Origin of the sequence: Kribbella antiqua, from assembly GCF_004345665.1 — a bacterium.
GTDB lineage: Bacteria > Actinomycetota > Actinomycetes > Propionibacteriales > Kribbellaceae > Kribbella > Kribbella antiqua.
The window spans coordinates 373,092-393,670 of the sequence record NZ_SLWR01000009.1 but is presented as its reverse complement, the minus strand read 5'-3'; the positions used below and the strand labels follow the sequence as shown (position 1 = coordinate 393,670).

Annotated in this window: 21 protein-coding genes; 12 read left to right on the top strand and 9 right to left on the bottom strand. The window is 66.0% G+C overall.

The genetic code is table 11. The annotated features are described in order from the left end of the window. Positions 1-1,141 precede the first annotated feature (1,141 nt). Complete coding sequence (locus EV646_RS26350; RefSeq protein ID WP_158291018.1) at positions 1,142-1,705, top strand: TIGR03086 family metal-binding protein; 564 nt, start codon at positions 1,142-1,144, stop codon at positions 1,703-1,705. Further along, on the top strand, positions 1,702-2,352 hold the full coding sequence (locus EV646_RS26345; protein WP_132153051.1) for a YybH family protein: 651 nt from the start codon (positions 1,702-1,704) through the stop codon (positions 2,350-2,352). The genes EV646_RS26350 and EV646_RS26345 overlap by 4 nt, the downstream gene beginning before the upstream one ends. A 95-nt stretch (positions 2,353-2,447) precedes the next feature. On the opposite strand, the gene EV646_RS26340 is transcribed toward EV646_RS26345, so the two are convergent. Further along, complete coding sequence (locus EV646_RS26340; RefSeq protein ID WP_199237200.1) at positions 2,448-2,606, bottom strand: MerR family transcriptional regulator; 159 nt, start codon at positions 2,604-2,606, stop codon at positions 2,448-2,450. A 190-nt stretch (positions 2,607-2,796) separates the two neighbouring features. Here EV646_RS26340 and EV646_RS26335 point away from each other — a divergent pair, with 190 nt between their 5' ends. Next, positions 2,797-3,144, top strand: a complete 348-nt coding sequence (locus tag EV646_RS26335) for a GntR family transcriptional regulator (protein ID WP_132153049.1) — start codon at positions 2,797-2,799, stop codon at positions 3,142-3,144. A gap of 254 nt (positions 3,145-3,398) precedes the next feature. Here EV646_RS26335 and EV646_RS26330 read toward each other — a convergent pair whose 3' ends face one another. Next, the gene (locus tag EV646_RS26330) at positions 3,399-4,541 is read right to left on the bottom strand and encodes a hypothetical protein (RefSeq protein ID WP_132153047.1); all 1,143 of its coding nucleotides are present in this window, start codon (positions 4,539-4,541) and stop codon (positions 3,399-3,401) included. A gap of 426 nt (positions 4,542-4,967) precedes the next feature. Between EV646_RS26330 and EV646_RS26325 the strand changes: the two genes are divergently transcribed. The 6 genes from EV646_RS26325 (at position 4,968) to EV646_RS26300 (ending at position 8,322) form a co-directional block, all read left to right on the top strand. After that, positions 4,968-5,228, top strand: coding sequence for a helix-turn-helix transcriptional regulator (locus EV646_RS26325; protein ID WP_132153045.1), 261 nt, complete (start codon positions 4,968-4,970; stop codon positions 5,226-5,228). A 101-nt stretch (positions 5,229-5,329) separates the two neighbouring features. Continuing rightward, positions 5,330-5,470, top strand: coding sequence for a prevent-host-death family protein (locus tag EV646_RS26320; protein WP_132153043.1), 141 nt, complete (start codon positions 5,330-5,332; stop codon positions 5,468-5,470). Between the two features lie 121 nt (positions 5,471-5,591). Then, positions 5,592-5,717, top strand: coding sequence for a type II toxin-antitoxin system RelE family toxin (locus EV646_RS39520; protein WP_199237199.1), 126 nt, complete (start codon positions 5,592-5,594; stop codon positions 5,715-5,717). A gap of 412 nt (positions 5,718-6,129) precedes the next feature. After that, positions 6,130-6,591, top strand: a complete 462-nt coding sequence (locus tag EV646_RS26310) for a DUF4429 domain-containing protein (RefSeq protein ID WP_132153041.1) — start codon at positions 6,130-6,132, stop codon at positions 6,589-6,591. Between the two features lie 48 nt (positions 6,592-6,639). Continuing rightward, positions 6,640-7,260, top strand: coding sequence for a hypothetical protein (locus EV646_RS26305; RefSeq protein WP_132153039.1), 621 nt, complete (start codon positions 6,640-6,642; stop codon positions 7,258-7,260). A gap of 480 nt (positions 7,261-7,740) precedes the next feature. Then, positions 7,741-8,322: a hypothetical protein gene (locus tag EV646_RS26300; RefSeq protein WP_132153037.1), complete on the top strand. Its 582-nt coding sequence runs from the start codon at positions 7,741-7,743 to the stop codon at positions 8,320-8,322. 54 nt (positions 8,323-8,376) lie between these two features. Here the strand turns inward: EV646_RS26300 and dnaG are convergent, their stop codons facing one another. From dnaG to EV646_RS26275, 5 genes are read right to left on the bottom strand one after another with little or no spacing between them, the layout of a single operon-like run. Next, on the bottom strand, positions 8,377-10,284 hold the full coding sequence (gene dnaG / locus EV646_RS26295; RefSeq protein ID WP_132153035.1) for a DNA primase: 1,908 nt from the start codon (positions 10,282-10,284) through the stop codon (positions 8,377-8,379). A 58-nt stretch (positions 10,285-10,342) separates the two neighbouring features. Continuing rightward, entirely contained in the window at positions 10,343-11,584 is a 1,242-nt protein-coding gene (locus EV646_RS26290; RefSeq protein WP_132153033.1) for an NAD(P)/FAD-dependent oxidoreductase, read from the bottom strand. A gap of 10 nt (positions 11,585-11,594) precedes the next feature. Then, entirely contained in the window at positions 11,595-12,425 is an 831-nt protein-coding gene (locus tag EV646_RS26285; RefSeq protein WP_132153031.1) for a carbohydrate ABC transporter permease, read from the bottom strand. Further along, the gene (locus EV646_RS26280) at positions 12,422-13,309 is read right to left on the bottom strand and encodes a carbohydrate ABC transporter permease (protein ID WP_132153029.1); all 888 of its coding nucleotides are present in this window, start codon (positions 13,307-13,309) and stop codon (positions 12,422-12,424) included. Before EV646_RS26280 ends, EV646_RS26285 begins: the two co-directional genes overlap by 4 nt. Next, positions 13,306-14,673, bottom strand: a complete 1,368-nt coding sequence (locus tag EV646_RS26275) for an ABC transporter substrate-binding protein (protein WP_241996332.1) — start codon at positions 14,671-14,673, stop codon at positions 13,306-13,308. Before EV646_RS26275 ends, EV646_RS26280 begins: the two co-directional genes overlap by 4 nt. Positions 14,674-14,794: 121 nt before the next feature. Between EV646_RS26275 and EV646_RS26270 the strand changes: the two genes are divergently transcribed. Continuing rightward, positions 14,795-15,475: a FadR/GntR family transcriptional regulator gene (locus tag EV646_RS26270; RefSeq protein WP_132153027.1), complete on the top strand. Its 681-nt coding sequence runs from the start codon at positions 14,795-14,797 to the stop codon at positions 15,473-15,475. Positions 15,476-15,555: 80 nt separating this feature from the next. Continuing rightward, positions 15,556-17,529, top strand: coding sequence for a sialidase family protein (locus EV646_RS26265; RefSeq protein WP_199237198.1), 1,974 nt, complete (start codon positions 15,556-15,558; stop codon positions 17,527-17,529). 50 nt (positions 17,530-17,579) lie between these two features. Here EV646_RS26265 and EV646_RS26260 read toward each other — a convergent pair whose 3' ends face one another. After that, a complete protein-coding gene (locus EV646_RS26260; protein WP_132153025.1) occupies positions 17,580-18,806 on the bottom strand; it encodes a deoxyguanosinetriphosphate triphosphohydrolase in 1,227 nt (408 codons plus the stop codon). Positions 18,807-18,917: 111 nt separating this feature from the next. Between EV646_RS26260 and EV646_RS26255 the strand changes: the two genes are divergently transcribed. Next, positions 18,918-19,685, top strand: a complete 768-nt coding sequence (locus tag EV646_RS26255; protein WP_132153023.1) for a DUF899 family protein — start codon at positions 18,918-18,920, stop codon at positions 19,683-19,685. 222 nt (positions 19,686-19,907) lie between these two features. Here EV646_RS26255 and EV646_RS26245 read toward each other — a convergent pair whose 3' ends face one another. Next, positions 19,908-20,525 carry a TetR/AcrR family transcriptional regulator gene (locus EV646_RS26245; protein WP_132153021.1) on the bottom strand — a complete coding sequence of 206 codons (618 nt, stop codon included), beginning with the start codon at positions 20,523-20,525 and terminating at the stop codon, positions 19,908-19,910. Positions 20,526-20,579 lie beyond the last annotated feature (54 nt).

The following is a 20,579-nucleotide window of genomic DNA, read 5'->3' as shown; positions in this document are numbered from 1 at the left end:
TCCAGGTGAAGTACACACTCAGAGAGGTCTCCCGAGCGTGCTGGAGTCGGCCAGAGATCGACGAGCGCAGGCGTGCTGTAGGCACCGGTGCTTTGATGAGGGTTATGGTGCCGTTGTTTCGGGCCCGCCAGCCGGTCGCTGGGCCTGGTGCTGAGCGGGCCGGCTGGGCGGACAGTTCACCGAGGGCGGTGCTGTGCGGCGGCTGCCTGGCTGGGCCGGGTCCAAAGGCGAAGCCAGCTAGCTCGGCGAGCAGGACGAGGGCTAACCGGCGGTCCGCCGCCGAGACTCGGCCTGCGCGGGGGGTCATTCAAGCGACTGCTTCGGCGCCCGCACGGCTGACACAGCGCTGACGCGCCAACGCTCCGATCTGCTCCTGGGAATCTCTCTGGGAATCCAGCGCCGGCTTCTGATCTCAGCCAGAGTCAACAGCAAGCGGGACTGCAGTAGGTCAGAGTTGCGCGATGCGGGGCGTGATGACGAGGTCCGTCCACCTTCTAGTCCGTCGGTCAGCGGTGCGATTCGGTCTCCAACGCTCAGCCTTGGGTTCTGCAGACAAATGTCGGTCCCGCCCTTGCAAGACTGGTGCAGAAGTGCGGGGTCGACCCAGCCGGGTCGGCGCCGGCCGCTCCATAGGTGCACCCGGTAGCCGCGAAGCCGAGCACGACCAGGGCGGCAAGAAGGGTGCTCACGCGACCTTAAGCCACCGCCGAGATCTCGTCCGCCACGCGTAACGGGTCAGCCTCATCTCAGTCGCTCCGAGCTGCACGAGTTGGGCCAACGATCAGCAGTTCAGCGTGGGAACACCGTGGGAACAAAGAGGCGTCGATCCGAGTCAACTCGAGTCAAGACCAGCCGAACTGGAGTTGGCTGCTACGCCTGGAGGGGCCCGTGTCGGTGGAGTGCGTCGGTTTCCTCAGCCGTGCGTCATCTGCTGAGATGCCCGCCGGCAAATGCGCCGGCGGGCAGATGCAGTCTCTTGACCCGATCCGCCAATCACGTACGCATGGATAACCGGGCGACATGCACATCGATCCCGGCCATTCCGGAGGGGTCGTCGCCTGGTGAGGCCACCCTTGTCGGCCGGGCGGCCGGGTGCCACAATCCGGATGTGAGCGCGACGAGAGATCCTCTCGAACTGCTCGTGGCGGCCAACGACGAGTTCGCACAGCGGCTGCGATTCGTCGGACCCGACGACTGGCGGCGACCAACGCCATGTACCGAGTGGGATGTGCGCGCGCTTGTCAACCACGTCGTCGGTGGCAACGTTCGCTACCAGCTGTTATTACGCGGCGCACCGACTGAACAGGTCGAAGCGACGCGCACCATTGATCACCTTGGCGACGACGCGCTGGCGTCGTTTGTCGCGACGGCGGACGGCGTTGTCGCGTGCTTTCACGAGGACGGCGCGCTCGAACGCATCGCACATCACGCGAGGGGCGATCGCACCGGGCGCGAACTGTTGTCGATGCGAATCCTCGACGCCGCGATCCATGCCTGGGATCTCGCCCGGGCGATCGGCGCGGACGAGACCCTCGCTGACGATGTCGTGGCCTTCCTCCTCGCAGACACAGCCGATCTTGATCTCGGCCCTCAGCAACGTGCGTTCGCGCCGGCGGACGGCGACGTTCCGCGTAACGCGTCACCACAAGCTCAGCTGCTCCACCGGCTCGGCCGCCACCCGAGCATCACCCAGGAGGACCAATGAGCGACACCAAGCAATTCCTCGACGAGATGATGCCGCGCATTCATGAGGCCGAGACGGCGCTGCACAACGGCGACGCCGGTCCGCGCTTCGAGATGTGGTCCCACACCGATCCGGTCACCGTCTTCGGCGCTGCTTTCAGTCCGATCGGGTGGGCCGAGGTCGGTCCGATGTTCGAGAGGCTCGCGTCGAACTTCTCGAACTGCAGTTCGTGCGAGTGGGAAGTGGTTGCCGCCGGCGTAGGCGAAGACTTTGCATATCTGCTCGCGATCGAACGGACGACCGCGTCGGTTGGCGGCTCCGAACCGACGCCGTACATGCTCCGCAGCACGACGATCTTCCGGCGCGAGAACGGCGAATGGAAGATCGTGCATCGCCATGCGGATCCGATCGACGACTCCGCAGAGTTGCTCGCCCGTATGCATCTTGGCCACCTCGTCCGCGAACGGGTCATAGGCGGGGAAAAACACGGCTCGGACATCCGGCGCCGGCAGCTCGGGGTGGTCGGCCACGGACGCGGCCAACTCGAACAATCCCCGGATCACCGCCGCGTGCTCCGACGGCAACTCCTCCAACATCCCGAATCGCGGCACCCACTCCGTGCCGCCATGTACTGCGTCAGTCATGCTGTAGACCTCTCGAACTCGTAGCTGAGTGATGGGAGAACCGGCCCTGTTCTGGTTGGCGCCCGTGCGGGGCCGGTCCGAAGTTGATTGCTCGTCGCTGGTGCGGTTGGTGGTAGCGGTCACGACGCTTCGCCACAGAATTCGGCCGCCGTAACCACACGTCCGGTCGAGATGGCGGCCTCCCCCATGCGATCCAGGACCCTGGCGGGGATGACCAGACGCCGCCCGATCCGTACGGCCGGGAACTCCCCTGCGGCGATCGCCCGGTACAGAGTCATCTCGGCCATCCCAGCTCTGCGGCCACATCTGCGACGTTCAGCCACTGACGCTTGCCCTCGTAGGACTCCTGCATTTCCGTTCTCCTCTCGAACAACTCTAGTTTAGTCTAGCCTAGACTAGACTGTTGTTCTCAACAACACCTCGCGGGTAGACATGACTAGCTGATCTAGCCCGGACTACCGTTCGGGTATGAAGTTGGATGACAAACTTGCCGGTCCGGCGTACCTCCAGGTCGCGTCCGGCATTCGCGAAGCGATCACGAGCGGCGAGCTAACGCCCGGCGAGAAGCTGCCGGCCGGACCGAAGCTCGCGTCAACCTTCGGCGTTGCCCTGATGACCGTCCGGCGCGCTATCGAGACGCTCCAATCGGAGGGGCTTCTCCGATCCGCGCCAGGCGTCGGCGTGTTCGTCGCTGCCGCAGGTACCGACGATTCAGACCTCGCGACTTTGCGGGCTGACTTCGAGGCACTCCAGCGGCGCGTCGAGCAGCTTGAGCAGCTGGTGCTCGACGCTTCCCAGCGGTCGGGAGCCGAGTGATTCACCGAAGATTCGTCACCTCTGGTTGCCATGTGAACCAGTGGACACTGGAGTTGTCTCCGCGACCCGGACAAACTGTCCGGGTAGTCCGCACACCCGCTGACCTATCGTCTTCTGACGCCTAGAGAGGCTGGTTGCTAGGGCATCATTGCCCCTTTTAATCCGCAGGCATCTGCCCTTAGGTAGCCATGCCAGCAAGGACGCGCCCACCAGGCTGCGATACGCCCGCCACGAGCTGACCTGCAGGATTCGAATCAGTCAGTCTCCAGTAGCGCGGCGACGACAGAGCGGACGGCCGCCTCCAGGTGTACGGCGTTGCTGACGACGGCGCCCGGCGCGAGGGTCCATCCGCGGATGACGGCGGGCTTTGCCTCGCTAGCACCAGGGAGTGCAGCCAGCCGTCGGGAGTAGTCATCGAGGGCAGCGCGGCCTGATCCGGAGAGGTCGAGTCCGCTCGCATCTTCGTACCAGCCGAGTGTTACGTCGGTGAGCCCCATCCATCGTGGCGGGCCTGGGGGAAAGATCCAACCGACGGATAGCGGGCTCCGATTGGGTATGGCCACCCGCAGTGAGCACCCGGTGGTACCCCAGTAGACGGTGAGCCCATCAAGATTCAGCAGTGCCTCGAAGAGGTCTTGTAGGCAGTGTCGATACTCGTCGTCGATGATTGAGGCGAGCAGCTCGTCCACGCCGGCCAGCGCGGTCTTGCTGGTGCCAGTGGGGCCCTTCACCGGTTCGGCGCCGGCCATGAATCGTGCCTCGAACGCGGCATGGTCGGCTCCTTTGAACCGTACGAGCTCGACTGCGGAGAACCGCGACGACTTCATCGCCGAGTTGAGGTACTGCAGAGTTCTGAGCACAGACGGTGTGAAGCGTTGCGCCACCGCCACATAGTGAAAGGCGCCATCACGTAGCTGCGCTTGCAGACGCTCACGCCAGTCCACGGGGTCGTCGACTGCGGTGCCCCATGCACTAGTCAGCACTTGCTCGAGGGAAGCGTCGATCGGCACAGTCCCTTGCGGGCAATATGGACCGTTGAAGTATTGCTGGGCGACGCGAGTCTCGAAGTCCTCCAGGGACATGCCCCAGAGGTCAGAACCGTAGTCCAGGAGTTGCGCCAGGCATTCTCGGAAGTCTGGATTCTGGGGGCCTGTCTTGAATTCGACGAGCGCCAGATCGCCTCCGTTGCCTAGCAGAACAAGATCAACTCGCCCGGAATCGAGACTCGATTCGCGCCCTACAACGACGGCTGGGCCTACCAGCCCCAGCTCTCCCAATGGCAGCAGCTCGGGATATCGCTTCAGCTGCTCCTGAAGCTGAAGCTCGTTGTCGGCTGGAACCTGTTCAAGGAACTGTCGGGTCCCGTCGGCTAGCTCCACCACCAACTTGCGCCCCATGCACCGCAGCGTTTCATCTGCCCGGCGTGATTGCGACACCAGAGGGCTCGAGACGCGTCGATAGTTGACAAGCGCGGACTCCGGTCGCTGGGCCCGAAGCGCGGTTGCGTATCGCGACGGTGAGTTGGTTCGGACGTCCCGCGGAGCGGTTGCCGGGACGGTGGATGGCGGGGGCAGCGCGAGTCGCACGCCACGCTCACGTACCGGCCGTTTCCGAGGCTGTCCGCCTTCACCACGCTCCTGTGCTCGACGCACATCTCGCCCGCGCGCGGGTCCGCCCACCACTCGCTGCCCATGACTGATCTCCTGACTTGGCGCTCTGAAATCAAGCATAAGGCGCATTATCGGAGTGAGTAGAAGGTTTGGACTACACGACGCCTGATTTCGCGCCATGACGACCGATCACTGAGCAGGCAGGATGCGGGCGTGAAGCCGGAGGATCTGGACGCTTTGATCGCGGGCAACGTGCGCGCAGCGCGAGCTCGCGCTCGGATGCGCCAGGAGGACCTCGCCGACGAGCTCGGCTGGTCCAGGCCTGTGGTCGGGACACTCGAGGCCGGCAAACGCAGGGTCACCCTGGCGGACGCCGTACTGCTCTGCCGAGCCCTCGACATCACCCTCAATGAGCTGCTGCAAGGAGTGCCGAACGAGGTATTCCGTTCACTGGGCCTGACTGAGGCTCAGTGACGACCTGAGGCACCGCAACGGTCCCCTCACGGGTTACCGGATGGCACAGGCCGAGTCGATCTGGTGATTTGACGGTCCGGGCCGAACTCGCGGGAGCCGCGGTGATCATCAACGCCCAGGAGCTGGCCGACCTCGAAGACGACCTCGCGGTCGCCCAGTACCGCGCGGAGCAGGCGGAGGGGACGCTGCGGACGGTCCCGAATCGGGAGGTTCGCCAGCGGTTGGGCCTGACTGAGGCGTGACGTACGAAGTCATCTGGAGCGAACGCGCGCTCGACCAAGCCGCCGGCTTCCTCAAAGAGGACCCAGCAGGGTTGGAACAGCTCCTCAGCACGGCGACCTCCTCGCCGACGATCCTCGACCGGTGGGCACAACCGAATACGGCTCACCAGACCTACGGCGCCTTCACGTGGGCCGGTACCGCGTCCTGTACGACGTCAATGACGCCATCGTCACAGTGGTCGTGATCCACGCCGGCCGGGTCGGGTAGCACCTCTCAGCCCAGCTCAGCTCGACATCAGATCTTGGGCGCCTGTGGAACAGATTGTGGAACGAACTGGCGAGTAGCAGAGTTTCTGGAGTCGATTAGGTTCGGACTCAGGACGGCTCTTGAGGCTCAAGTCGGCTCCTGCCCACCTGGTCCGGCGGCCTTCTAATCCGGGCGTCGCTCCGACGCTGCATCCCACCGGCATCTCGCCAACACAGCGAGGTGTCCACGTGTTCCAGACCGTGCTTGATTGCGGTTCCTGAACCTGTATTCGAAACATCTGACACGACCCGTAGCCACAGCGCTTTGTGGCGGCCGACAGGCCGTCGTAACGCCGGCCGCCGCGGGCGCGATAGACCAGCGAAGGGGCACTGTGTAGTGCGGCGGCTCCAGCTCTGGTGAAGGGAAAGGTTCTATGGAGGTTAAGGGGCACAACGGGACGGTGGTCTGGGACGGTGCCTTCGTGACGATCAGGAGGACTGGATTCCTGGCTCGGGCCAGTATCGGCAAGGGCGAGAAGCGCATCCCCATGACGTCCATCTCCGCAGTTCAGTGGAAGCCCGCCGGCGCACTGGTAAACGGCTTCATCCAGTTCACGGTGGGGGGCGGCAATGAGTCGCGGTCGAAGTTCGGATCGCAGACTACGGATGCCGCCAAAGATGAGAACAGCGTGATCTTCCTCAAGAAGCAGATGGCCGAGTTCGATGCCCTTCGGACGGCAATCGAGTCCGCGATCGTGCAGCGCAGCAATCCGCCGGTATCCCCTGCTCCGGACAACCTCGCGCAACTGAAGCAGCTGGGCGAACTGCGCGACGCAGGCGTCCTATCGGACGACGAGTTCAATGCCAAGAAGTCAGAAATCCTAGGGCGCATGTAACGCCTTCGACGCGGGTGTCCGAACGTGACGAGGTGAGGGACTCGGACCATGACGACGAGTAGCACGCCAAGCGGAGCCGGGAGTCGCGATCGGTTTCACGACGATTTGATGGCGGAGTATTGCCGCCTTGCTGACACGGTCGCCGCCTTCGACCAGCGCCTTCTGACGATCAAGAGCTGGGGCGTCACGTTCTCGTTCGCCACGCTGGCCCTTGGATTCCAGCAGAATCACTACGGTCTCTTCCTGGCAGCTGCTGCCGGCGCGCTGGGATTCTGGTTCATCGAGGTATCTACCAAGGTGCACCAGATGCGTTACTACCCCCGCATGGGCGACATCGAGGCGCTCGCATACGAGCTCTTCGGTGAGAAGACCGCCGGCGGTCTCGCGTCCTCGCCGCTCATCGACTGGGCCTGGTCGTCTGCGGCGCAGCGGATCTGGGGCGTTGATCCGAAACGCAATCGAACCGCGGTGCTCCTGAGCCTGAAGCCGACAAGAATCAGGCAGAAGGAGCCGCAAGTTCCGAAGCGCTGGGATGTTGTGAACGGGGACCCTGGAGTCATGAACTACATTTTGCTCTGGCCGCCCATTGCGCTACCTCATGCCATTGCGGTCGTGCTTGGGCTGGTCTTGTTCGCGCTCGGTTTGTTTGGCGTCTTTGGGTCCATCTGAACACCTTGGACCCGATTCCGGCCGCGCTGGACAGCTTCTCGCACGTAGAGATCGCTTGAGCGAACCGCGGCGGCGAGCGAACCTCCCCTAGCCGCAGACGGCCTCCGCGTGACATGACTCGTGACATGAAATCGCGTCAAACAGAGTGGATTCAGTCAGCTAGAGCTGCCGAATCCCGAACTCACGCAGCCTGAAGTTGACCAGCGTGGCAAGTGGCGTGGCGCTCATAATCCTGGGCCGCGGGTTCGAGTCCCGCCAGCCCTCCCCGCATCACCGCAGGTTACGAGGTGCTTCTACCTCTTGACCTGCGCCACAGCCGCGTGCGGACCATGCGGCCCCCATTTGCACGTCACGGCTCAGCCCAATGCTCGGCAGTTCAGCTTGGGAGCGCACTCTGGGAACCAAGACGGGTCTATTCGAGGCAACTCGCGTGCGACCGGCACCAGCTAACCGGAGGCCCGCAGCAGATCAGGAGACAGCATGCCCGAGGTCATCACGCAGCGCGGCATCAAGATCGCCGGCGAGAATCCGATGATCATTCTCTATCGCCCAGGCAGCAACGACATCGTCGTCCTGGTGAGCATGTGGACAGCGCGATACTCGCCCGTCGGCTCCGGTCGCGCGCTGGTGATCTGGACCGATCCCGCCGAGTCCGGACTCGGTTCCGGCGCGCCCATCGGGATCTACACCGACAACCCGGACCTGGCCGCGTACGTCTGGGAGCACTTCTATCGCGACTACGACACGATCCGTGGCCGCGGCATCGAGACCGGGCCGCCGATCCCGGCCAGGTTCGCCGAGCTCCCCGGCGGCGACCAGTTCCACCGGATCACCTGCGTCGCCGCCACCACCACGATCGAACTCGAATGGCGCGACGTGCTCGATTGCTTCCAGGTGACAACCCACCTCACCGGCTTCGAGACCTCAGCCGTCGCCTGCCCATGCGCCGCAGCCGAGGTCCGAATCAACGGCATCACGGCACACGGCGAGATCCACCAACCGGAAGGATGGTTCGGCAGCTCCGCGGCCCTCGCATTCGCCGAAACCTGGCGCGAGACCTGACCCACACCGGTTCGCCTCTTCTCGCGAGTTCCCCGGCGCTAAGGACGGTAGGGGTTAGAGGGCGCCGGAGATGGCTCGTTTGCGGAGTTCGGCGCGGTAGGCCTCGAGGGCTATGAGTTCGCCGAACATGCGGTTGTAGTCGTCGGCTCGGTCGATGGGGTTGGTTCGCTGGAGTTTGGACTTGAGGTCCTGGATGCGGCGGGCGCAGGTCAGCTCTTGCAGTCGCGCCAGCAACGCCAGCGCGTACGACTCGTCCGGCTCGCGACCCAACCGCAACGGATCGACGGCCAGCGCACTGACCACCGCGGCCGCCGGATCGTTGCCAATGGCATCGCGTACGGCGACCACCCACGCCTCACCCGCCGGAGCCGCCGAAGGCCCACCAGCCTTCGCCATTGCAGCCCGTACGGCGGCCAGCCACGGATGGGTGAAGTCGTGATCATCCAGCTCGTCGAAGGCGACACCGACCAGCAGCGGGTGCTGCATCGCGACCTTCAGCACGTCCCACTCGATCACGAACCGCTGGTCCCGCGGCGACGGCACATCAACCTTCGGCGGAGCAGCCGGAGCTTCCGTCTGTACGACGACCGGCCCGCGCTCAGCAGGTCCAGAAGGAGCAGCAGCAGGTCGCGACGCGGCCCGGTGAACCTCCGTGCGTACCTGGTCGACCTCCATCCCCAGATGTCCGGCCAGCTCGCGGGTGAACGCGTCCACCTTCGACCGGTCCCGGATGCTCACCACCAGCCGCGCGGCGTCGCGCAGCGCGTCGATCCGGGTGTCGGCGCGATCCAGGTCGTACTTCGACAGCACGTTCGACAGCACGAACCGGTACAGCGGAACCCGTCGGCCGATCAGTTCCCGGACTGCGGCGTCGCCCTTCTGCAACCGCAGGTCGCACGGATCGAGCCCGTCCGGCTCCACCGCGACGTACGTCTGCGAAGCGAACGCCTGGTCACCGGCGAACGCCTTCAGCGCCGCCCGCTGCCCGGCCTCGTCACCGTCGAAGGTGAAGATCACCTCGCCGCGGAACTGGTCGTGGTCGAGCAGGAGCTGCCGCAGCACTCGCGCGTGGTCGTCGCCGAACGACGTACCACACGTCGCGACAGCCGTCTGCACGCCGGCCAGGTGGCACGCCATCACGTCCGTGTAGCCCTCGACCACCACGGCCTGCCGGCCCTTCGCGATCTCGCGGCGGGCGAGGTCGACGCCGTACAGGACCTTGGACTTCTTGTAGATCGGGGTCTCGGGGGTGTTCAGGTATTTGGCTTCGATCTTGTCGTCGTCGAAGAGCCGCCGGGCGCCGAAGCCGATCACGTCCGACGAGGCGTCCCGGATCGGCCACATCAGCCGGCCGCGGAACCGGTCGTACAGACCGCGCTGCCCCTCCGCCGAGAGCCCGGACGCGACCAGCTCGGCATTGCTGAAGCCGCGACTCCGCAGGTACGACGTCAGCGCCTCACCACCACGTGGAGAGAATCCGACCCCGAAATGTACGGCGGCGTCCCGGTCGAAGCCGCGCTTGTCCAGGAACTGCCTGCCGAGCGTCGCATCGGCCGCGCCGAACAGCTGCTCGACGTAGAACTCGGCCGCGACCTTGTGCGCCTCGACCAGCCGCGGGCGCTGGTTGGAGGGGCCGCGCTGGATCGGGGCGCCGGAGTCCTCGTACCGGAGCTGGATACCGACCTTCGCGGCCAGCGTCTCGACCGCCTCGGAGAAGCTGATCTGGTCGATCTTCTGGATGAAGTCGATGACGTCGCCGCCCTCTTGGCAGCCGAAGCAGTAGAAGAACCCGCGGGCCGGGGTGACGTTGAACGACGGTGACTTCTCGTCGTGGAACGGGCACAGCCCCTTCAGCGATCCCCCGCCGGCGTTCTTCAAGGTCACGTAGGAGCCGACGACGTCGTCGATCCGGGCCCGCTCGCGCACCAGCGCGATGTCCTCGTCCTTGATCCGGCCTGCCACCCCGTGAGTCTACGATCATCGGCAAGGAATCCAGCAAGTGGCAAGGAACCCCGCCGAGCTACACGTCGGACAGCTCCACCGAGGTGTCGGCCAGCCGGGCCGGATCGAGCTGCTTCTGAGCCCGGATCAGCTCCTGTACGGCGTCGATCGCACCCCACGTGTTGACGTGCATCCCCGCCAACAGCCGACGGTCGTCGTCGAGCCAGAAGGCCAGATACGCACCCGAGGCCGGATCACCGCGCAGCACCACCTCGTAGGACGCCCCGCGCGGGACGTAACCGGCGTACTCCATCCCGAGGTCGTACTGGTCGGTGAAGAAGAACGGGATCGCGTCGTGCGCAACCTCCTGCCCGAGCATCGACTTCGCGACAGACTTCCCGGTGTCCTTCGCGTTCTGCCAGTGCTCGACCCGGACAAACCGGCCGAACAGCGGGTGGTCCCACTGCACCACGTCGCCCGCCGCATAGACATGCGAGACAGAGGTCTGCAGGTCCGCTCCGGTGATGATCCCGGAGCCGTTCTCGCGGGTGGCGACCTCGATGCCTGCGTCCGACGCCAACTCGGTGTTCGGCTGTACGCCGACGCCGACGATCACCAGGTCCGCCGGGATCACCTCGCCGCCGGAGGTCCGAACCCCGGTCACCTTGTCGGTTCCCTCGAACCCGTCCACCCCGGTATCGAACCGAAGGTCTACCCCGTGCTGCCGGTGCAGGTCGGCGAACAGCTCCCCCACCTGCTCACCCAGTACGGCGGCCAGCGCCGTCGACTGCGGCTCGACAACCGTCACCTCACAACCACGCTCACGCGCGGCCGCCCCAGCCTCCAGACCGATCCAGCCCGCGCCGACCACGACCACCCTCGGCTTGGCGGCGTACGCCTCCGTCAGCGCCTGCGACTCCTCGATCGTGCGCAGGTAGTTGATGCCGGCGAGGTCACCACCCGGTACGTCGAGACGACGCACCCGGCTGCCGGTCGCAATCAGCAGCTTGCCGTAGGACACAGTCGAGCCGTCGTCCAGCGTGATCGTGTGCGTGGCGCTGTCGATCGCGGTGACGGTTGTCCCGAGCCGGAGCTCGATGCTGTTGTCGTCGTACCACTGCTGGTCGTGCAGTTGCGCGACGTCGGGCTGGTCCTTGCCGAGCAGGACACCCTTGGACAGCGGTGGTCGCTCGTACGGCAACTGATTCTCGCTGCCGATGAGCACGATGCCGCCGGTCCATCCCTCCGACCGGAGCGTCTCGGCCGCGGTCGCACCCGCGAGGCTCGCGCCGACGATGACGATCTGCTCTGCATCAGTCATGCCACCGAGATTAGACCTTCAAGCTTCCTTGAGTCAGGCCGGAGCGCCAGTACCGCTGCAGAACGACCATCAGGATCATCAGCGGGATCACGGACAGCAGAGCGCCGCCGACAGTGAGCTGGTAGAGGATCGGCGCCCGGTCGGTGTACCCGTGCCACGAGGTCAGCCCCAGCGTCACCGGATAGAGCTTCTGATCCGACAACATCACCAACGGCAGGAAGAAGTTGTTCCAGATGCCGACGAACTGGAACAGAAAGACGGTCACCAGCGCCGGCGTCATCACCCGCAGCACGATCCGCCCGAAGATCGCCAATTCCCCCGCTCCGTCGATCCGCGCCGCCTCCAGCAGGCCGTCGGGTACGGCGGCAGCGGCATAGATCCGGCACAGATACACCCCGAACGGCGACACCATGCACGGGATCAGCACCGCGGCGTACGAGTTGGTCAGCCCGATCTTGTTGAACAGCAGGTAGAGCGGCAGCGCCAGCGCGGTCGCCGGAATCAGCACCCCGGCCAGTACGACGTTGAACACCGTCTCGCGACCGGGGAAGCTGAACTTGGCCAGCGCGTAACCGGCGGCCGAGGAGAGCAACGTCGCCGCGGTCGCACCGACTCCGGCGTACAGGATGCTGTTCAGGATCCAGCGGCCGTAGATGCCGTTGTCATAGTCAAGCACCATCCGCAGGTAGCGGATCGGATGCGGATCGGCGAACCAGAAACCGTTCGACCCGAACAGTCCGGTCGTGTCCTTGGTTGCCGCCAGCACCAACCAGTAGACCGGGACAAGGAAGTAGACGGCCGCTACGGCGAGCAAGGAGGCGACGATGATGCGGTACTTCATTCGTCCTCCTGCCGTCCGACCAGGCGGAGGAATCCGAACGAGAGCACGCAGGCGACCAGCGCGAGGAGGACGGCCTCAGCTGCGGCCAGGTTGTAGTTGTTGTTGACGAAGGCCTGCGTGTAGGCGTTCAGGTTCGGCGTGTAGGTGTCGTTGACCGCGACTGTCAACGGCCGCAGTACGAGCGGCTCGGAGAACAGCTGCAGCGTGCCGATGATCGAGAACACCGTGGTCAGCACGATGGCCGGGCGGGCCATCGGCAGCTTGAGATACCGGGCCAGCTGCCAGGCATTGGCCCCGTCGATCTTGGCTGCTTCGTAGAGCTCCAGCCGCACAGCCTTGAGCTGCGCGATGACGATCAGCATGTTGTAGCCGGCGAACTGCCAGGTCACGATGTTCGCGATCGACCACAGCACCGTGCCGCTCGACAGGAAGTTCACCTGCAGGCCGAGGTCGTCCAGCAGCTTCACGATCGGGCTGATCCCGGGGACGTACAGAAAGCCCCAGAGGATCGACGCGATCACGCCCGGCACGCCGTGCGGCAGGAAGAACGCCGAGCGGAAGAACGGCACCCAGCGCGCCGACGCCGATTCCAGCAACAACGCCAGTACCACCGCGAGCACGATCATCAGCGGGACCTGTACGACGCCGAACAGCAGCACCCGTACGACGCTGCCGGTGAACTCGTCATCGCGCAGCGCGGCCGCGTAGTTGGCCGCCCCGGCGAAGACCGACCGATCACTGCCAAGGCCGAGCGGACCGCTCCGCTCGACCTTCAGCAGACTCTGATAGAGCGCGTACCCGATCGGCGCGAGGAAGCAGCCCGCGAAGAGCAGGCAGAACGGCCCGAGCAGCGCTAGTACGGCGAGAGTGCGGTGGCGCCTCACGCAGTGGCCACCTTCAAACCCTTGGCCGTCAGATCTGCAACGGTCTGCTGCTGGACCGTTGCGATCGCGTCGGCGAACGACGTCTTCTTCGCGATCGCCGCGGTGATCGCGTCTCCGAGGTGCCGGTGGGTGTCGCTGATGGTCGGGATCCACTTCCAGCTCTTGTCGATCAGCTGGTCGGACTTGGCGAACACCTCGTTGTACTTCGCGTTCCCGAAGAACGGGCTGGGCTTGTCGAGCGCCGAGCCGCTGAACGCGTCCTTCGCCGCGGGCCAGCCGTAGCCGCCCTGGATCAGCAGGTCCACGCTGGCTGGATCGGTGTTCAGCCAGAGCGCGAACTCCAGCGCCTCCTTCGGATACTTGGAGCCGTTGAGGACCGCCGTGCTCGAGCCGCCCCAGTTCGAACTGGCCGGCTTAGCCAGATCCCATTGCGGCATCTGCGCGACTCTCCATTTGCCGGACGTGTTCGCGGCGTTGCCGGCCAGGATCGCGTCACCCCACTGCGCGGCGACCCAGCAGCCGATCGTGCCGGCCTGGACCTCGGCGAACCAGCCGCTCTGCTGGTCAGGCTCGGGCTTGACCAGGTCCGCCCGGATCAGCTTCTCCCAGTACGTCGCCACCTGGCGGGTCTGCTCCGAGTCGATGTTCACCACCCAGTCGTCACCGCGGACATCGAACCACTTCGCGCCGGCCTGCCAGCTCATCGCGCTGAACCAGCCGCCGGAAGTGGGCGGGAAGCTGCAGATGTACGACTTCGGGTCCGCCTTGCGGATCGCCCGGGCGGCGGTCTCGAACTCGTCCCACGTCGTCGGCGGCTGCACACCCCAGGCCTTGAAGCGGTCCTCGCGGTAGTACATCCCCATCGGCCCGGATGCCTGCGGTACGGCGTACACCCCATCACCGAAGACGCCCTGCTGCCATTGCCAGTCGACGAACTTGCCGGCGTGGTCGTTGATCCCCAGCTTGGTGAGGTCGGTCAGGCCCTCCTCCAGCAGGAAGGAGGGGATCTGCTGGTACTCGACCTGGCCGAGATCCGGCGGGTTCCCGGCCTTCAGGGCGGCGAACATCTTCGGATAGGCGCCCTTGTTGCCGGCGATCACCTTCTCCAGCTTGACCTGGACTTCCGGATTCTTGCTGTTCCAGAGGTCGACCGACTTCTCGATGCCGGGCACCCAGGACCAGAAGGCCAGGGTGATCTTCTCGCCCGGTTTGCGGCTCGGCGGCGCCGCCGCCTCGTCGGTACTGGACGAGCAGCCGGCCAAGGCGAGCCCGGCGGCAGCGGCCGTTCCGGTCAGCAGGGTACGGCGGGTGAGCTTGGCTGGTGCCATCACGAACTCCTGAGGCGGATGTGTCCCTGTGGACATAGGACGTAGGATGTCCATGGACCGTAGGACACCGGTTTCAGCCGGTCAAGGGGTGACCCGGTGTAGATTTGCGCGGAATCGCCGGCTCTCCGGCTCCCCGGCGACCGGCACAGGAGGCGCGATGCGGATGCGGCCGGGGGCAGCCCTGGAAGAGCGGATCGTCGAACTGATCCACGAGCGCGGCCTCGAACCGGGCGCGGCGATGCCGACCGAGCCGCAACTGATGGACCTGCTCGGCGCCAGCCGGAACAGCGTCCGCGAAGCGATCCGGGCACTGCAAGCACTCGGCATCGTCGACATCCGGCACGGCTACGGCACCTTCGTCGGGCAGGCCGAGCTGCGGTCGTTGTCCGCGTCGCTGGCGTTCCGGATCCGTTCCCGTGCCGGCCAAGGCGTCCGTGCACTGCACGATCTGGTCGAGGTCCGCGAACTGCTCGAGTACGGGCTGATCGGCGAGGTCGCGACGGCAGGACCCAGCGAGGCAAGGCTTTCCGCGCTGGATGCCCTCGTCACGGCGATGGCCCACGACCCGGGTGCGGATCGGGCCTTCCATGCACTGCTCTACGAGAACTGCGGCAACGAACTGGTGCTGCAGCTGATCGGCCTGTTCTGGGACACGTACCACGACGTCGAGCACATCCTCGGCGAGCCGGTCGACCGCACCGAGGCCATCGTCGCAAACCACCGCCGGATCGTCACCGCCCTCCGGACCCGCGACGCCACCGCCGCCCGCGACGCGATGCGCCTCCACTTCCGCGACGTCCGCCTCCGGATCGCCCGCGCTGGCACAGCCGCGTCCTGAACTCTTGCCGCACCCCGGCCAGGTCGTTACCTTGTCGGAGGACATCCCACGTCCTATTACCTCCGCCCAGGGAGAGTGTCATGCGCAAGACCACTCCAGGTCGCCTCGCGACCGCCGCCCTGCTCGCCGCCGGCGCACTGCTGGCAACCGTCGGCGCCTCCCCACCAGCCTCCGCGCGCCCTGTCCCGGAGTCACCACCGACCGCGGCATCCGCCGCCTCGAGCGCGGCGAACCCGACGAGCCAACAGGCATCGCCGGCCGCGGCAACCGAGTCGGCGCCGTTTGTTGACGACAATGTCTTGTTCCAGCAGAAGACGAACGGGTACGCGTGCTTCCGGATCCCGGCGATCGTGCGGGCGACCAACGGCACCGTGCTCGCCTTCGCCGAGGGCCGGGTCGCGGACTGCGGTGACGACGGCGACATCGACGTCGTACTGCGGAGATCGTCCGACGACGGCAAGACGTGGGGACCGCTGCAGGTGGTATCCGAAGGCAACGGCAGTACGCAAGGCAACCCGGTTCCAATTGTCGACAATCGGACCGGCCGGATTGTCCTCGTCACCACCCACAACGGACCCGACCCGTGCCCGAACGGCTGCGAGCGCGACCCCTACGTCCAGACCAGCGACAACTTCGGCGCGACCTGGACGGCACCGCGCGAAATGACCGAAGGCAAGCTGCCGAGCTGGAACTTCTGGTACGCGACCGGCCCGATGCACGGCATCCAGCTCCAGCACGGTCAACATGCCGGTCGTCTGATTGTCGGCGCCAACTTCGAGACGTACGACGGTGTCGGCCCGCACGTCTACGGCACCCACCTGCTCTACAGCGACGACTCCGGCGAGACCTGGCACATCGGCGCGACCACCTCCCGCGACGACGGCACGGTGATCGCCCAAGAAGTCACCGTGATCGAGCTGACCGACGGCCGCATCTACGCCCTGGCCCGCGAACGCGGCACCGACCCCGGCAACCGCGCGTACGCGATCAGCAGCGACGGTGGCGAGACCTTCGATGCCCCCTTCAAGACCCTGCCCAAACTCGTGATGCCCGATGTCCAGGGCTCCCTGCTCCGCTTCAGCGCCCGCAACGAGGGCGACCGGCGCAACCGGATCCTGTTCTCCGCACCGGCTCACCCGGCCGCCCGCGAAGTGATGACAATCCGATCGTCCTACGACGAAGCGCGGACCTGGGACACCTGGCAGCAGGGCAAGGTGTTCTGGTGGGGACCGACGGCGTACTCGGACATGGTCCGGCTCGACGGCGACCAGGCGGCCCTGCTCTACGAGGCGGGCGTCGCGACGCCGTACGAGACGATCCGGTACGCGCGCTTCAACGAGGCCTACCTCGCAACGCCGAACGGCACTCCCCCGGGCATCCCCGGCCCGCCCGCTCCAGGCCCGTTGACACCTGACGTCGGTCCGGCGCACAACCCGGCGTACGTGCGCGGCGGGGCGACAGTTGCCGAAGGCAAGTTCGGGAGCGGACTCGCGCTGGACGGTGTCGACGATCGGGTCGAGGTGCCGTTCGACCGTTCGATCGACCTCGGCGCAGACGATTTCACCCTGATGACGTGGATCAAGTACGGCGACACCACCGGATCACACGCCATCCTGTGGGCCTACCGCACCGGGTCCGGCACGACACCCCAGGTCTGGCTCCGAGCCGAACCGGAAAGCAACCGGATCCGCGCGCTGCTCGCGGTCGATCGCTTCAACATCACCGTGCAGTCGGCCTCCGCGTACAACGACAACCAATGGCACCACGTCGTCCTGCAACGCGCCGATGGCAAACTCAAACTGATCGTCGACGGCATCGAGGTCGGCTCAGCCACCGCCCCACCCGGTTCGGTAACAGCCGGCAAGGAATTCGGTGTCCAAGGCATCCACGTCGGCCAGCGGGTGGATGGGGTCAACCGCTTCCACGGCACAGTCGACGAGGTCCGCGTCTACCGCCGCGCCCTCTCCGCCGCCGAACTCGACCAAATCCGCCAAACCAACAAGCCCAGCTATTACCAACTAGGCCTAGACCTCCCCTTCACCACCATCAACTAACCCAGCCGTTGCCCGCGCCGACCCGCACCGCAGGCGGGCCGGCGCGGCGGTCAGTTGATGAGCTGCGCGTGCCAGGCCTGGGCTGATGGGTCGGTGAGGGAGGCGACCTGGTCGACGATGACGCGGAGGCGGGCGCGGTCGTCGGTTGCTTCGGTGAAGTCGGCTTTGAAGGCAGCATCGAGGTGCACCGGGGCCGATTTCCACAGGGCCTCGACCAGTTCGGTGAGCAGCTCACGCTGGGACGCGCGCCGGGCCTGGCGTTCCGGTGAGTTCAGCACGTGGAACATCCCGACGCCCTTGAGCAGCCCGATCTCGACGCCGATGCCGTCCGGGACGACCAGGTCCGCCTCGTATCGGATCAGTCGTGACCGGCCGAACACCGCGTGCGTCGCCTGCTCGGCCGCCGTACAGAACCGGCCGATCAGCTGACTGGTCAGATCCTTCAACCCGCCGAGCGCCCGCCGGCTGTCGTCGAACGCCGCACTCGGCCAGTACGGCAATTCGGTCAGCCGCCGCCACCCGTCGTCCAGCTCCGCATCTGTTGCCTCCGGCAAATACAGCCGCCGGACGATCTCCCAGTACTGCGCCCGGTCCGCGCCGACCGCGGCGAGATCGATGTGATGGGCAACGATCCCGTCCTCGACGTCGTGCACCGAATAGGCCACGTCGTCGGCGAAGTCCATCACCTGCGCCTCCAGACAACGCCGCTCGCCGACCCCCTGGCGCAACCACTCGAAGACGGCCAGATCGTCGTCGTACACACCGAACTTCCGCTCGCCGGCACGCCTCGGCCATGGGTACTTCGTCGCCGCGTCGAGCGTGGCTCGGCTGAGGTTGAGGCCCACGCTGCGACCGTCGGCGTCAAAGGTCTTCGACTCCAGCCGGGTCAGGAGTCGCAAGGTCTGTGCGTTGCCCTCGAACCCACCGATCTCAGCCGCGACCTGATCGAGCGCTCGCTCGCCGTTGTGCCCGAAGGGTGGATGCCCGAGATCGTGCGACAGGCAGGCCGCGTCGACGATGTCGGGATCGCACCCGAGCGTCAAGGCCAGCTCCCGGCCGATCTGCGCGACCTCGAGACTGTGCGTCAGCCGGTTGCGGACAAAGTCGTCACTACCGGCCGTCACCACCTGCGTCTTGGCCGCCAGCCGTCGCAGGGCGGCACTGTGCAGTACGCGCGCACGGTCGCGAGCGAAGGCCGTCCGCCCCGGCCGCTTGACCGGCTCAGCCACCCATCGCTCGGCGTCATGCTCGTCGTACCACTCATGCTGCTTCCTCATTACCGCTCACAGTAACCGCCGCCACCGACAGTTTCGTGAACACCACCGAGGGAACCCGGAAAGAGCACAGGGCCAGGTCGAGACCGACGAACCGGCTCCGACGTCCCGATCATGACCGAGAACGAGAAGCAACGACAGGAAGCCGTCATGACGGACGCCAGCACGGCCACCAGCCTCCCTTCGGTCGTCGACCGGGAGACCTTCGAAGCAGAGCTAGCGGAACTGCGGGTCCGGGAGAAAGCGCACACCCACGAAGGTGATGCGATCGCTGCGGCCCGCCGCCGACTGCCCATGGTCGAAGTGGACGCGAGCATCCAACTGATCGGACCCAAAGGGCCGCTCACCCTGCTCGACGCGTTCGAAGGCCGTCGGCAACTCATCGCCTACTACTTCATGTGGCACCCCGGCCATCCCGCGGCCGAGCAATGCCAGGGCTGCACGTGGTGCAACGGCCACGTCTCCGAACTCTCCTACCTGCACTCCCGCGACATCACGTACGCCGTGTTCTGCCAGGGCCCGTACGACGAAAGCCGCCGCTACCACGACTTCATGGGCTGGACGATGCCGTGGTACTCGGCCGAGGCCTCGCTCGACCAACTCCTGGTCGGGCGCCGGATCGGGATGATGCATCTCGTCTGCTACGTCCGCGACGGCGACCGGGTGTTCGAGACCTGGTGGACGACCATCCGCGGCGTCGAGGTGATGGACAACAGTTACTCACTGATGGACCTCACGGTGTACGGGCGCCAGGAGGAGCACGAGGACTCCCCCGCCGGCTGGCCGCAACCCTGGGAGGTCGGCGGCCTGACCGCCAACGGACGCCCCATTTCCCAGTGGTCCCGCGTCGAAGCCGGCCGCTCCGACGACCTCACCGGCTGAATTCGTCGCCGCGGCAGCAAGCGGTGGAGTCGCCGGAGCCTTCATCGGCCGCCGCCTCGCCACCCGCTTCGGCACAGCGCGAGCCCTCCTCCTGTGCGAACTGGGCCTCCCGACCCTCGGTGGAACCGCCGGCCAACTACTCGGCCTCACGCCAGCACTGTGGATCACCACAGCCGGAGTCCCGCTCGCCGGTCTCGTTCTGCTGCTCTCCCCGATCAGGAGTCAGCGCGACTTGCCGACCCGCGCCGACTCGAGCCGCGCCCGGATGGACTGACGAGCCTGCTCGTACGGCGCCTCGTCGTTGTGCAGGATCGACGCGAGATTGGCCGCCTCGTAGTACGCGTTCAGATCAAAGGCGAGCTGCGCAGGATCCACGTCCACCTCGCCACGCTCAACCGCCTCGCGTACGACGTTCTCGATGAGCCCCATCCACTCCTGATGCGCCCCGGCCAGCGCCTCCTGGACAGCGCCACCCCGAGCGGCGTACTCATGCGACACCTTCTGGAAGAAGCAACCACCGGGAAACACCCGGCTCCGCGAGTACTCCAGCCAGCTCTCGCTCAGCGCAAACAACCGCCCAAGCCCAGGCTCGACCTCATACGCCGGCGTCACCACAGCGTCGGCGTAGATCCGCCGCGCGGCGCGGATCGTCGCGAGTTGCAGCTCTTCCTTCGAGCCGAAGTGAGCGAACAGCCCGCTCTTGCTGATCCCGAGCTCACTCGCCAGCCGCCCGATCGACAGCCCTTCGAGCCCGTCGACCGACGCGATGTCGACCGCCCGGCGCAGCACCGCGCGCCGCGTCTGGTCACCCCGCACCAACCGCCCGTCGACCTTCTCCACGACCCGATCCTATTCGCCTTGACCCCACACTCGTTCCAAACTAATAATACGACC